Raw genomic sequence first — 13,739 nt, 5'->3', positions numbered from 1 at the left:
CGCAGTTCCTCCGTGAACTGCGACCCATGCTGCGGTACCCGACGCTGCGCCGGGTCGCAGAGCTGGCGGTCCCGGTGCTCGTGGTTCGGGGCACGCGCGACCCCATCGCCCGGCGCGACTGGGCGCAACGCGTGATGCGCGCTGCGGACCGAGGGGCGCTGGTCGAGGCGGCGGGTCCGCATCACGTGCAGGAGCACGCTCCCGAGGACGTCGCCGCTGCGATCGTCGGGTTCATCCCCACGCACACCCAGAGCGAGACGCGGTGACCGGCGCCGCCGACCGGGCGCCGTCTCTCGCGCGTCGGGGATTCTGGGCCGTGCGCGACTGGATGTATGCCGCGGCCTGGCAGGTGCGCAGCGTCAGCCCCACGACAGTCGACGACTACCGGACCGGAGACAAGCAGGTCGTCGTCGTGCTCCCGGGCGTCTACGAGACCTGGCCTTTCCTGAGACCGCTGATGGATGCCCTGCACGAACGCGGCCACCCGGTGCTTGTGGTCGCCGAGTTGAAGCACAACCTGCGCCCCGTGCCGGAGAGCGCACGGGTCGTGATCGACGTTCTCGCACGCGAAGGACTCGACCGCGTTCTGCTGCTCAGCCACAGCAAGGGCGGGCTCATCGGCAAGTACGCCATGACGAAGCTCGACGACGAGCACAGGATCGACCGCATGATCGCCATCGCGACACCCTTCTCCGGATCCGCCTACGCGCGCTTCGCTCCCGCGCGCCACTTGCGATGGTTTCGCGCGGTGGACCCCGTCGTCGCGGCGCTCATCCGCGACGTCGAGACGAACCGCCGGATCACGTCCATCTACGGGGTCTTCGACACCATGATCCCCGGAGGGAGCGAGCTGCCGGGCGCGACCAACGTGCGGCTGCCCGTCGGTGGTCACTTCGCCATCCTGGGCGACGCTCGCACCCGGGAAGCGGTGGTCAGGGCAGCCGAGGCCGGGTGATCATCCGCGGAGACGATCGCTCCCGACCCTAAGGTGTCAGCGCAGCGCCGAGAAGTCCGTCGGGCTGAGGAACACGGATTCGAGGTGCTCGACGATCGGGCCGTTCTCTTCCGACCGCGCCTTGACGGCGATCCACTCCGGGTCCGCCTGGAACGCCTCCCACGACTCCGTCGCGGCCTCGCGGCTCGGATAGCCGAGCACGTACACGAGCGTGCTCTCGGCGGCTTCGCCGTCCGTGGGAACGAAGTATCCGATGTTCTCGATGCCGTGCTTCTCGAACAGCGCCCTCGTGTGGTCGCGGAACCGAGTCTGCAGATCGGCCAGCTTGCCTGGGTGCGTGTAGTAGGTGCGGAGTTCGAAGGTACGAGAGTTGCCCATCCGGCCATTCTGGGCCAACGGTCCCGCGGGCGTGGGCCCACCGGCAGTCATCACCGTCGTGACACGGCCGCGTCGCTTCCCGGGGCGAGGTCGGATGCCCGCTTCCGCAGCACGTCAGGCGTCGACCGCCGGGCGGTTGTCGCCCGCGAGGGAATCGTCGCCCGCCGGGGACTCGTCCACCGCGAAGAACTCAAGCCGCGGACTCGACGCTGCCGAGGCATCCACATCGCCAGGGAACACGATACGAACCCGTGTCACCGCCAGCGACGACGTCGGTATGAAGGCGCGGGTCTGGCCGGGCCATCGGTACTCCACGTCGGTCCGCGCGTCGAGCAGGCGCCATCGCGATCCGTCGAAGCCCTCAACGCTCCACTCGCGCGCAGGATCCGGTGCGTCGAACGCCACGGTGTAGCAGGCGATCGTCGTCGCGCGGGCGAATCGGTACTGCCGGAGTCCTCCGGATGAGGTCCGGGTTGCCCGAATGTGCCGGGGCACGACGGCTTCGCGGCTGAGCGCGTATGGCCCGTCGCCGCGCGGCCACGTGGAGGGTTCCGGCCCCAGCCGGATCTCGACGTCGACGCCTCGCCGCAGGAGTGCGATCGGGAGAGCCGCGGACTCCCACTGCTCGCCGTCGACGCATACCTGCTGCACGAAGTCGTGCGTCGCATCCGCAGCGAGTGCGCGTACCGTCGTGACGGCGCCATCCGGAAACCGAAGAGTGGTGCTGCGCACTGACGGCGCCGTGATGAGGTACTCGCCCGATCCCGGCGTGAGCGGGTACAGCCCCATCGCGGCGAAGACGAACCAGGCCGAGAGTTCGCCGTTGTCCTCGTCGCCCGGGTAGCCCTGTCCGATCTCGCTTCCCAGAAAGCATCGGCGCACGGCCTCGCGAACGATCCTGTCGGTGCGCCGCGGCGCATCCGTGAACGCGTACATGAAGGGGATGTGGTGTGCCGGCTGGTTCGACAGGCCGAACATCCCCATGCGCACGTCTCTCGCCTCGGACATCTCGTGGATGACCGCGCCGAACGAACCGGCGACGTCGATCCCACCCGTCTCGGGCGTCGCGAAGAACTCGTCGAGCTTGCGTCGAAGACCGTCACGGCCCCCGTGCAGCCGGGCCAGGGTCTCGCCGTCGTGCGGCGCCGTGAAGGCCATCCCCCAGGCGTTGGTCTCCGTGTAGTCGCCACCCCAGGTCCTCGGATCGACGTCGGAGCCCGTCGCCCGGAACGCGCCATCCGGTCGCCTTCCCACGAAGAATCCGGATGCCGGCTCGAAGCACTCGACGAACGCCATGGCTCTGTCCCTGAACCAGAGCATGTTCGCGGCATACTCGTCCCGGCGCGGGTCGTCCGCCGACGCATGGTCGAGCATCCATGCCGACGCGACGGCCACCCCGAAGTCCGAGATGGCGTTCTCGAGCGTCCACGAGAGCCCTTCGCCGGTCGCCGTCGACACGAATCCCTCGGGGGTCGTCTCCGGACGGCCGACCTCCTGACGGGGACGGGAGGATGACGCGTTGCGGAGGAGGGAGTCATACGCGTCCTCCGGGTGGAGCACAGGGACGCCCGCCGCCATGGCGTCGGCGATCACGACATCGCTGCTCGTTCCCACCATGGCGTCCAGCGGCCCGGGCGCGGACCAGCGTTCGATGAAGCCGGATGCGCGGAAATGCTCGACGAAGCCGTCGAGCAGCTCGGCGCAGTGCCCCGGGTCGAGGAGCGCGTAGGCGGGCCAGACCGTGCGGTACGTGTCCCAGAACCCGTTGTTCACGAAGGATGCCCCGGAGCGCACGGCTCCGACGGCACGGGTCGCGTCTCGGTGCACGATGCGCGGCTGCTCGGCGGTACCGGCGTTCTCCGCAGCGTCGTTCGGATAGAGGAACATGCGGTATAGGCATCCGGCGAGCGATCGGCGCCTGTCGTCGGCGCTCTCGTCGTCACCGCAGTCGAACTCGATGGAGCGGAAGCGCAGTTCCCACAGCGACCGGTTCCTCGCCACGACATCCTCGAACGTCACGGTGTCCGAGGCCTCGAGCTCGAGCGAGTGCGCCGCCTGTCCTGCGTCGATGAACGACGTCGCCACGCGGATCTCGACCCAGCCGTCGTCGCCGCTGCCGGGAGCGAGCAGCGCGGACGTGTGAGGACGGCCCGTGATCGCGCCGGTGGTGCACGATGCGAGCCCGTCGACGCACCTCAGCACGAAGTGCTCACGTGGGGCGGGCGTGGCTCCGGCATCCGTGTGGCCCTCGACGTGCGCGCCCGCCGCGGCCAGCACCTCGCTTGCCCTTCGCACGGAACCGTCGTCGTCGAGCTGGTCGACCACGACGCCGCTGCCCTCAGGCAGACGGAAACGGACGAGCACCACGTGATCCGTCGCGGTCATCTGCGCCTCGGCACCGTTCGAGAGGCGCACCCGGTAGACGTAGGGCCTGGCCTCCTCGTCTTCGTGCCGGAACCAGAGCGTGCGGCCGTCACGATCGGCGCCGGCGCCGGGAAGAACCGGTGCGATCTGCACAATGCCCCTGTCGCCGACCCATGGGCTCGGAAGGTGCGAGACCGAGAATCCCTGGAACGGAGTGCGGTTCGCGTCGTCGTTGTCGGCGTGGTACCGGTACGGCCAGCGCGGAGACGCCGCGTCGGTGACGGGGATCCCGAAGTTGAACCCGTGCGGCACGGCCACCGCCGGAACCGTGTTGCCGCGAGAAGCGGTTGCTGAGGAGTGCGTTCCTCGCCTCGTGTCGACGAGATCCACGAGAGGCACGTCGCGCACCGGCTCGGCGGCCGGCAGCACGCGGATATCGCTCACCCAGCACGTCGAGACTGCGCCTGAGCCGTCGCCGACGGCGACGAACTCCGCTGCGACGATGCGTCTGCCGACCGCGATGTCGAGCGAGCAGGTCCGCAGGTTCCATTGGTCCACGGTGAGCAGGGCGTCGCCGTGCTCAGCAACGGGATCGATGCCGCCGCCAAGCGACGAGAGCCTGGTGCCGTCGTCGAGGACGAGATCGATGGCGCATCGGGTGGCGGCGAACGGCTCGGCGCCGGCGGAGCCCTCCGGATGAATCGCGTAGCTGAGCCGATCCCCGAGGGCGACGCGGCGATCGAGGGTGCGCAGCCGGAGCGCCGCACGCTCGCCGCTCCCGAGCGCGAACCACACCCCCGTCGCGGACGGCTCGGTCAGTCCGACGCCTGCGCGCGATGTCGACGGAGAATGGGGCCCCGTTCCCGGCACGATCCTGATCATGCGACGCCTTTCACCACGCGGATGACATCGTTGGCATTACCATTCGATCATGAGCCAGGCCACCGACTCGTCTGCGGATTCCAGCCCGCGCCGTCGCCCTCGTCTGCAGGACATCGCCGCGAACACCGGCGTCAGCATCAAAACGGTCTCGCGGGCGATCCGTGGTGAGAGTCCGGTGGCCGAAAGCACGCGCGCCAAGGTGCTCGCCGAGGCCAACCGGCTCGGCTTCCAGCTCAACGACATCGCGGCCGGGCTCCGCCGCAAGGACCAGACGATGACGACGGTCGGCGTGACGCTCGGGGACTTCACGAACCCGTTCTTCGCGCCCATGCTGCGCGGCATCCATTCGGTCGCTGCCGAGCACGGCCACCTCGTCCTGTCTGCCGATGCCCAGAACGATGCCGAGCTCGAGCACCGCGCCATCCGTTCGTTCTTCGCACACCGCATCGCCGGCCTGATCATCGCGCCCATCGGTCAGGATCTGCGCTACCTCAGCGAAGAGGCCTCGTTCGGCGTGGCCATCGTCTTCGTGGACTCGCCTCCGCCCGGACTGGACGGCCTCCTCGACTCTGTGACCACGACGAACGAGGAGAGCACGTTCGAGGGCGTCTCGATGCTGATCCGGCGAGGCCATCGCCGCATCGGCTACCTCGGCCACCCGCGCTCGGGTAGCGGCGCTCTCGAACGCTGGAACGGATACCAGCGCGCACTCAGGAGCGCGGGGATCTCGATCGACCAACGCCTCGTGCGCGACGGCCTTCTCACCGAAGAGGATGCGCGGCTCGCGGCGGAGAGCCTGTTCGCGCAGCCGGATCCGGCGACAGCGGTGTTCACGGACAACAACCGGCTGGGCACCGGGCTGCTCCTGTCCGACCATTTCGAGCACCATCCTGTCGATGTGCTGAGCTTCGACGACTTCCCGCTGGCGCCGCGGTTCGGCGTGAGCGTGATCGACAGCCACCCGTACGAGGTCGGCAGGGTCGGCGCCGAGCTGCTCTTCGATCGGCTCGCGGACCGGGACCGGCCGGCGCAGCGCGCCGTCGTTCCCGCCAAGCTCGTCGAGCGGCGACTCTGAGGTTCGGCCCCCGCGCGCGGGCCGCTGCCCGTGCGCATTCCGACGCCCGGTCGGCCAGCCTTCGGAGGCTCGCAAGCCGGGCTGGCCGCCACCGGGGTCGCAGGCGGCGACTCTATGCGACGAGTTGCAGCCAGGCCGCGGCGAGCGCCGCGTGGCCTGCCGGAGTGGGGTGCACGCCATCCGCCGCCCAGCACTCAGGCCCGGTCGTGGCCGCCAGCTGCGCGAAGAGACCGTCCGCGGCGAGCAGATGCGCGCCGTACTTCGCGGCGAGCTCGCGCACGACCTGGATCTTCGGGTCCAGGTCCTCACGCTGCACGCGCTGAGCCTCGTTGACGGGCAGCAGGAACGGCTCGATGAGGATGAGCCGCGCTCCGCGTTCGGCGAGGGGCGCGAGCAGGCGGTCGTAGCCGGCACCGTATTCGGCGGCCGGGATCTCGTATCCGTCTTCGGCGTAGTCCTTCCAACCGACGTCGTTGGCGCCGACCAACACGGAGACCACGTCGGGACCGGTCGACAGCACGTCGCGTTCCCACCTGGTCTCGAGATCCATGACCTTGTTGCCGGCGATACCGGTGTTGAGGAAGGTCACGGCTCGGTCGGGATGGTGGTAGCCCCACTCCCCCGCGACGCGAAGCGGGTAGCCCCAGCCGAGCGGCTGCTCGATCTCGAGGTGCTGGCAGTCGGTGATCGAGTCGCCGGTGAACATCACCGTGTCTCCGGCTCGAAGCTGGATCGTCATGCTGAGGGCTCCTTCGGTGCGGGAATGGATGTCGGCGCGGGTGTCGATTTCGGTGCAGGTGTCGACTTCTGTGCAGGTGGCGCCGGCGCGGGGGTGAACGTCGCTACGCCGATGGTGGTGTCGCTCTGCCCGTAGTACGCGAACCAGGTGCCGCGATGGAACACGAGTCCTTCCACGAACGTGACGCCGTCGACGAGGCCGTGCAACTCTTCCTGGGTCGCCGGCTCCAGCCACGGTTGCGTGAGCTTCGCGACGACACGGTCGGGATGCCGCGGGTCGATGAGGATCTGCCCGCACGAGTAGTACACGTCGTCCGCGGCCTTCACGATCGCGCTGTTGTGCATGAGCAGGATGTGGCCGGTGCGGGTGCGCGCGGGCTGCGGTCCGGTCTCGACGAGGTCGCCCATGAACGTGCCCGGCTCCGGCCGGAGCACCGGTGTCGGGTCGGCCTGCCAGTGCACGAGGTCGTCCGAGTACGCCACGTGAACGTTCCCCTCTCCGAACCACATGACCCATCGACCATCGAGCCGTTCGGGAAGGATGACGCCGCCCTTGCTCCACTCCGGTCCTGGCGTCTCCCGCACGCCGGCGAACGTGTTGATCCCCGGGACGATCGGACCGTGCTTGCGCCACTGGCGAAGGTCCGTCGACGTCGCGAGGCAGAGTCGCGCCGTGTGCCGGTCCCAGCCGGTGTACGTCAGGGAGTAGGTGCCGTCGATCTCGACGACTCGGGGGTCTTCGCATCCGTACCGCTCGTAGTCGTGCTCGGGCACCAGGACCGGTGAGGACTCGGTCTCGAATGCGTACCCGTCGTCGCTCCAGGCGAGCCCGAGCGACGACACGATGTCTTCCGCGTGCGCGCGATAGATGAGTGCGATGCGGCCGTCGACCACGATGGCCGCGGGGTTGTAGACGTTGGTCGCCTCCCACGGATGCCGCCCCGGGCGGAGCACAGGGTTGTGCTCCGCCGGGACGAACGGGCCGAACGGGTAGTCGATCGGCGGAACGATGCTCACTGGGCGATGAGTCCCTTGATGCCGGAGACGGTGCTCCCCACTCCCGCGTCGACGGACGTCTTGCCCTCGAGCGCCGGGTTCCACGAGGTCGTGACGATGTTGGCCGCCTTCGTCGCCCACGGGTCGAGGAACTCGGTGACGAACTTGTCCTTCGCGGCGAGCTCGTACTTGGCCGAGGCCCCGATGCTGAGGGAGGCCGGGTCGCCTGCGGCCTCCAGCGACGCGTAGTAGCCCTTGCTGCCCGCCGTGTACGCGATGGGCGCGACGGGGTTCGTCTTCATCGCCTCGTTGAACCCGGTCGTGTCGAGATACGAGATCGTCTTCCAGACCGCGTCCGGGTTCTTGATCGTCGACGGCGAGCACACGCCGTTCGCCTCGATCGGCTGCACGTTCCCCTTCGTCCCTACCGGCCAGGGAGCGAAGCCCCACGACATCTTCGGGTGGTTCGGCGCGATGAAGTTCTGCAGCCACTGACCGCCGAACATGAGCGGCACGCTGCCGTTGGAGAACGCCGCCATCGCGTTGGTCGCGTCGTAGTCCGGGTTCGTCATCTGCCCGGCCTTGATGGCCGCTGCGAACTTGCTGACCCCGTCGACGAAGGTGGAGTCGGCCTGCACCTTCGTGGTGTGGATGAAGCTGTTCACGAAGGGCTTGCCGCCGTTGGCGACCGAGTACGCGGAGGCGCCCTGAGGGCTCGTCAGGAGCGGCCACTGGTTGATGAGCGGCGTCCCCGATGGATCCGCCGCCTTCAGCTTGGCGATGTCGTTGTAGAGGTCATCCCAGGTCCAGCCCGCTTTCGGCACGGTGAGCCCTGCCGACTTGAACGTGTCGGCGTTGTAGTAGAAGCCGTAGGTGTTGGCCAGTGTCGGGATGCCGGTGACCTTGCCGTCCTTGGACTTCCAGAGTGACAGCGATCCGGGGGCGAAGCCGGAGGCCTTCAGGCCGCTGCCTGAGTCGAGCTTCGACGAGAAGTCGTACAGGAGCCCCTCCGACGCGAGGTTCTGCGCCTCCGCTGTGGTGCACCAGAAGAAGTCGGGAGCCTTCTTCGACAGGATGAGGCTGGCCAGCTTCTGCGCGTAGTCGGCGTTCGGCGCGGCTTCGCGGGTGACCTTGATGCCGCTCGACTTCGCGAACTTCGCCATCGTCTTGTCCAGTGCGGAGTTCGTCGTGTTCGACTCCCACGTCATGTAGCTCACGGTGGCGCCTTTGTCGCTGCCGGAGCCTGACGAACTGCAGCCGGTGAGGCCGAGTCCGGCGATCGCTACGGCCGCTGCCGCGGCGATCCAACGGGTGCGGTGAAACATGTCACTCTCCTCTGAGTGCGGTACTGCGGTGATGGTGGATGGCACGCAGCGCTGCTACGCGCCGGGGGGGTACGCCGGGGACGCTCACTTCGAGATGGTGCCGAGGGAGCCGATGCCCTCCATGAAGTAGCGCTGGGCAAGGAAGAACAGGGCGAGCGGCGGCAGCATGAACAGCAGGTTCGTCGCCATGTAGTAGTTGTATTGCGACCCCGCGGTGTCGCCGAGGAAGGACGCCATGCCCAGCGACAGGGTGAACTTCGTCTGCGTCTGCAGGTACACCAGGGGGTTGAGGTAGTCGTTCCAGGCGAGCTGGAACGACATGATCGCGATCGTGATCGACACCGGCTTCGTGATCGGCAGCATGATCTTCGTGAAGATCGTCCAGTGGTTGGCGCCGTCGATCAGCGCGGACTCGTCGAGGTATCTCGGTATCGACTGGTAGTACTGCCGGGCGAGGAACACGAAGATCGGGCTCCCGAAGAACGCCGGCAGGATGAGCGGGACCCAGGTGTCGATGAGACCCGTCGAGATGTACAGGTGCTGCAACGGGATCAGGCCCACGATGCCGGGAACGAAGAGGCTTCCCGAGATGAGCGCGAACCAGAGCTTGCGTCCGGGGAACTCGATGCGGGAGATCCCGTACCCGACGACCATCGAGCTGGCGACGGCCCCGATCGTGGAAGCGACGGTCACGATCGCCGTGTTCATCAGCAGCCGGTAGAAGTCGATCTGGTTGGGGCCGTTGACGAAGTTCGACCAGTCGAACTCCTTCGGGAAGAACGTCGGCGGGATCTGGTTGATGTCGCCGTTCGTCTTGAGCGCGATGCTGAGCATCCAGACCAGGGGCAGCAGCATGGTCACGGCGAGCAGCCCGCACAGCGCGTACCAGGCGATGCGCGAGAGAACCAGCGGAACGCGTTGCGCCAGCGGCACCCGGCGGGGGCGTGCGATCACGGCGGTCATGCTTCGTTCCCCGCCGTGAAGCGGCCGCGCGTCAAGCGGAGCATGCCGAGTGTCACGATCATCACGATGATGAACAGCACCCAGACCTCGGCCGTGGCGTAGCCCAGGTTCGGCGAGGCGATGAAGTTCGCGAAGCCGTCTGTGTAGATCTTGTACATGAGAAGGTCCGTCGAGGTTCCGGGGCCGCCCTTGGTGAGGATGGCGACCTGCGTGAACGTCTGGAATGCGCCGTTGAGCTGGAGCACGAGCTGAAGGAGCAGGATCGGTCCGATCATCGGCAGGGTCACCTGCATGAACCTGCGGATGGGTCCGGCGCCGTCGACCTTCGCCGCCTCGGCGAGCTCGGTGGGAACGGCCTGCAGCCCGGCCAGGAAGATGATCATGGTGCCGCCGATGCCCCACACCCCGACGATGAGGATCGACGCCAGCGCGGTGTGACTGTCTCCGAGCCACATGACGGTCGGCAGGTGCAAGGCGCGCAGGATCTCGTTGGCGAGCCCGTACGTCGGGTCGTAGATGTACTTCCAGAGCGTCAGCACGGCCACCGCGGGCAGGACGACGGGCAGGTAGAAGATCGTGCGGAAGAGCTTCACGCCCTTGAACGCCCGGTCGACCAGCACGGCGAGTCCCAGTCCTGCCGCGATGGTCACGGGAACCGAGACCACCACCCAGAGCAGGGTCACGCCGAGCGATGGCCAGAACGTCGGATCGTGCGTGAACATCTGCACGTAGTTGGTGAAGCCGATCCATTGCGCCGGTGTCAGCCCGTTCCACTGGGTGAAGGAGTGGTAGAGCGAGGTGACCATCGGGTATCCGACGAAGAGCAGGAGCCCGATGATCGCCGGCGAGATGAAGGCGTAGCCGATGATGGCGTCGCGTCGCTTGCGGCGGCTCATCCCCGACGGCTTCGCTCTCGCTCGGCCGAGCGTGCGCGCCGACGGCGCGGGCATGTCGATCGTGGTGCGTGTCATCCGACCTCCTCCTCGAGTGCGGCGCTCCGGGCGATCCGGAGTGTGACGATCTGGAACGGCCGGAACTCGAGCGACGCGGAGCCATCCGCGTGACGGAGCTCGTCGAGCTCGCGTTCGAGCAGGTCGACGATGGTGACCGTTCGTGCCGGCGTGTCCCAGGTGACCGTGGCCGTGGTGCGGGCGCCGAGCGCTTCGTACAGGCGCACGATGAGGTCGCCGGAGCGGTCCTCGGCGAGCTTGACGCTCTCGACCAGAACGCCGGATCCTTCCTGCACTCTGACCAGCGGCTCGACCGGCGCCGCCCCTGCGCGCGTACGCATCGGCAGGTTGATCCGGTAACCGGCGTCGACTGCGTCGGCGATGGATGCGTCGCTGTTGAGGCTGTACCGGAACCGGTGCAGGCCCTGGTCGGTGCGCGGGTCGGGGAACCGCGGCGCGCGCAACAGCGACAGCCGCACGTCCGTGCCCGGCAGCCCGCTCTCCGGTGCTTCGCGGCGACGGATGTCGTGACCGTATGTCGAGTCGTTGGCGATCGCGACGCCGAACCCCGGTTCGCCCACGTGAACCCAGCGGTGTGCGCAGATCTCGAACTTCGCCGCATCCCACGTCGTGTTCGCGTGCGTCGGTCGCTGGATGTGCCCGAACTGGATCTCGGACGTGGAGTGATCGGTCCGCACGTCGAGCGGGAACGCCACCTTGAGGAACCGCTCCGCCTCGTGCCAGTCGACATCGATCTCGTAGTCGATGCTGTCGGAGCCGACACGCAGCGTGGTGGCCTGAATGCTCGTCGATCTGCCGAACCGGCGTTCGACGACGACCGTCGCCGAACCGTCCTCACCGCTCTCGACCCTCAGGCCCTCGACGTCGTCGAGAACCTCGGACGTACGCAGATAGTGCTCGTCGACATCCCACGCGTCGAACTGATTCGGGAAGTCCTGGTGCAGCACGAGCTCGCCGGCCCGGCCGCCTGCCGCGACGAGCTCGCGCCCGCGGCGGAGGTCGACGATGCTGGGCGACGCGCCGCTCCGGTCGAACGTGACGCGAAGGATCCCGTTGTCGAGGATGGTCGTTCCGTCGTTCTCGGTCACCTCGACGCGGTCGTAACCAGAGTCGGTATCCGCGGCCGCCGCTGCCAGTGCGGGCACCCCGTCCACGGTCACGGGACTCGCGTTGAACGCGAGCGCGACGTCACCGGCGCCGGCGAGCACGTCGATGGCGCTGTCGATGATGGCTTCCAGTTCGCGCTCCACCTCGGCGTACGTCTGCGCCGCCTGGCGATGCACCCAGGCGATGCTCGAGCCGGGAAGGATGTCGTGGAACTGGTGCAGGAGCACCGTCTTCCAGATCCGGTCGAGCTCCTCGTACGGGTAGGGAACACCGTGTCTGATGGTGGCCGTCGAGCACCAGAGCTCCGCCTCGCGCAGAAGGTGCTCGCTGCGGCGGTTGCCCTGCTTCATCGCGGACTGCGACGTGTAGGTGCCGCGGTGCGCCTCCAGGTACAGCTCGCCGACCCACGTGGGCGCGTTCGCGTACTCCGCTTCGGCGGCCGTGAAGAACTCCTTGGGCGTCGCGTGCTCGATGGTGGGCGAGCCTTCCAGGTCCGCCTGTCGACGCGCACGCTCCATCATGAGGGCCGTCGGTCCGCCTCCGCCGTCGCCGTGTCCGAACGGCACGACCGACCTGCTCGCCTCCGCGGCGTCGCGGAAATTGGCCTGCGCGTGTTCGAGCTCGCGCGGGGAGAGCTCGGACAGGTAGCTGTCGACCGGGGGCATGTGGCTGAACAGGGTCGTGCCGTCGATGCCCTGCCAGTGGAACGTGTGGTGAGGGAACTTGTTGGTCGGCGAGCCCCACGCGAGCTTCTGCGTCAGGAACCAGCGGTAGCCGGCGAGCTTGGCGATCTGCGGAAGAGCGGCGGTGTACCCGAAGGAGTCCGGCAGCCAGACCTCCTTCGGCTCGTATCCGAACTTCTCGGCGAAGTAGCGCTTGCCGTGCACGAACTGCCGCACGAGCGCCTCTCCGCCCGGCATGTTGGTGTCCGATTCGACCCACATGCCTCCTGCCGGGATCCACCGGCCTTCGGCGACTCGCTCCTTGATGCGCTCGAGGAGTTCCGGATGTCTCTGCTCGACCCACGCGTACTGCTGCGCCTGGGAGCACGCGAAGTAGAACTCGGGGTACCTGTCCATCAGGTCGAGCACGTTCGAGAACGTGCGGATGCACTTGCGCACCGTCTCGCGAGTCGGCCACAACCACGCCGAGTCGATGTGCGCGTGGGCGATCGCCGAAACCCGGTGGGCACTCGCGTCCGCTGGCTTGGCGAGCTCCTCGCCGAGGATCTCCCGTGCGGCGGCCGCCGTTCCCGGGATGTCGTCCAGATCGACGGCGTCGCAGGCACGGTCGAGCGCGGCGAGCAGGCGAAGCCGACGCGGGCGGTCGGCAGGGAGCTCCTCCGCCCATCCGATGAGCAGTTCGATGTCCACTTCGAGCGCCTGCACGACCGGGTCGAGCAGAACGAGGTCAGCACGCTGCAACCGGTAGAGCGGAGGCCCACTCGGCGCGATGCCCTCACCGAGCTCCGTCGGCCGGAAAGACACGGATGCGATGTCGGGGTTGGCCGCGGCCTCCACCCAGAGGTCGACCGTGGACGCGTCGGGAGAGATCGGCGCCCACTGCGACTTCGGGTGGATGCCCTTGACGATCGTTCCGTCTGCCGTGTGGACCAGGCCTTCGCACTGGAACCCTGGGCCGGAATCGGGCTGGAATCCGATGTCGATCACGGCGACCACCTGGCCGATGGCGGGGCTCCCGTCGACGCGCGACGGTGCGGCATCCAGCCGGGCACGCCAGGCATCGGGGATCTCACCGGTGAGGTGGAACCAGCTCGTCGTCCAGGCCGGCCCCCAGGCGTCACCGACGGCGATCGGCCGGAACTCGTCCTTCGGCGCGGTCGCCGTGGCGAAGGGCTCCGGTTCACCGGGAAGGTCCCGGACGGTCGCCGTGAGCGGAGCCGTCACGGCTTCGGTGGCCGGCCGGATCCGTTCGCGGAGGAGTCTGGTCGCGCGGTCGATGACGCGCTGGGGGTCGAGGTGCAT

11 protein-coding genes are annotated in these 13,739 nt (G+C 68.1%); 3 read left to right on the top strand and 8 right to left on the bottom strand.

The window, feature by feature from the left end:
• Positions 1-266 (top strand): alpha/beta fold hydrolase (locus VHB92_RS06065; RefSeq protein ID WP_325452426.1); only part of this gene is annotated, 266 nt, incomplete at its 5' end.
• Entirely contained in the window at positions 263-955 is a 693-nt protein-coding gene (locus VHB92_RS06060; RefSeq protein ID WP_325452424.1) for an alpha/beta hydrolase, read from the top strand. The genes VHB92_RS06065 and VHB92_RS06060, both read left to right, overlap by 4 nt.
• 36 nt (positions 956-991) lie before the next feature.
• Here VHB92_RS06060 and VHB92_RS06055 read toward each other — a convergent pair whose 3' ends face one another.
• Both VHB92_RS06055 and VHB92_RS06050 read right to left on the bottom strand, forming a co-directional pair.
• Positions 992-1,333 carry an NIPSNAP family protein gene (locus tag VHB92_RS06055; protein WP_325452422.1) on the bottom strand — a complete coding sequence of 114 codons (342 nt, stop codon included), beginning with the start codon at positions 1,331-1,333 and terminating at the stop codon, positions 992-994.
• Positions 1,334-1,447: 114 nt separating this feature from the next.
• Positions 1,448-4,579, bottom strand: coding sequence for a GH92 family glycosyl hydrolase (locus tag VHB92_RS06050; protein WP_325452420.1), 3,132 nt, complete (start codon positions 4,577-4,579; stop codon positions 1,448-1,450).
• 49 nt (positions 4,580-4,628) lie between these two features.
• Between VHB92_RS06050 and VHB92_RS06045 the strand changes: the two genes are divergently transcribed.
• Positions 4,629-5,654 carry a LacI family DNA-binding transcriptional regulator gene (locus VHB92_RS06045; RefSeq protein ID WP_325452418.1) on the top strand — a complete coding sequence of 342 codons (1,026 nt, stop codon included), beginning with the start codon at positions 4,629-4,631 and terminating at the stop codon, positions 5,652-5,654.
• Between the two features lie 112 nt (positions 5,655-5,766).
• Here VHB92_RS06045 and VHB92_RS06040 read toward each other — a convergent pair whose 3' ends face one another.
• The 6 genes from VHB92_RS06040 to VHB92_RS06015 form a co-directional block, all read right to left on the bottom strand.
• The gene (locus VHB92_RS06040; RefSeq protein ID WP_325452416.1) at positions 5,767-6,393 is read right to left on the bottom strand and encodes a GDSL-type esterase/lipase family protein; all 627 of its coding nucleotides are present in this window, start codon (positions 6,391-6,393) and stop codon (positions 5,767-5,769) included.
• Positions 6,390-7,409: a glycosylase gene (locus VHB92_RS06035; RefSeq protein WP_325452414.1), complete on the bottom strand. Its 1,020-nt coding sequence runs from the start codon at positions 7,407-7,409 to the stop codon at positions 6,390-6,392. The genes VHB92_RS06040 and VHB92_RS06035 overlap by 4 nt, the downstream gene beginning before the upstream one ends.
• Positions 7,406-8,713 carry an ABC transporter substrate-binding protein gene (locus VHB92_RS06030; RefSeq protein WP_325452412.1) on the bottom strand — a complete coding sequence of 436 codons (1,308 nt, stop codon included), beginning with the start codon at positions 8,711-8,713 and terminating at the stop codon, positions 7,406-7,408. The genes VHB92_RS06035 and VHB92_RS06030 overlap by 4 nt, the downstream gene beginning before the upstream one ends.
• 84 nt (positions 8,714-8,797) lie before the next feature.
• Positions 8,798-9,676 (bottom strand): carbohydrate ABC transporter permease, encoded by an 879-nt coding sequence (locus VHB92_RS06025; RefSeq protein ID WP_325452410.1) that lies wholly within the window; start codon positions 9,674-9,676, stop codon positions 8,798-8,800.
• The gene (locus VHB92_RS06020) at positions 9,673-10,647 is read right to left on the bottom strand and encodes a sugar ABC transporter permease (RefSeq protein WP_325452408.1); all 975 of its coding nucleotides are present in this window, start codon (positions 10,645-10,647) and stop codon (positions 9,673-9,675) included. The genes VHB92_RS06025 and VHB92_RS06020 overlap by 4 nt, the downstream gene beginning before the upstream one ends.
• Positions 10,644-13,739, bottom strand: a complete 3,096-nt coding sequence (locus VHB92_RS06015; protein WP_325452406.1) for an alpha-mannosidase — start codon at positions 13,737-13,739, stop codon at positions 10,644-10,646. The genes VHB92_RS06020 and VHB92_RS06015 overlap by 4 nt, the downstream gene beginning before the upstream one ends.

The sequence above is a fragment of the Humibacter sp. genome (assembly GCF_035547335.1).
Lineage (GTDB): Bacteria > Actinomycetota > Actinomycetes > Actinomycetales > Microbacteriaceae > Humibacter.
The sequence above is the reverse complement of the archived record's forward strand: the minus strand, read 5'-3'. Positions and strand labels throughout refer to the sequence as shown.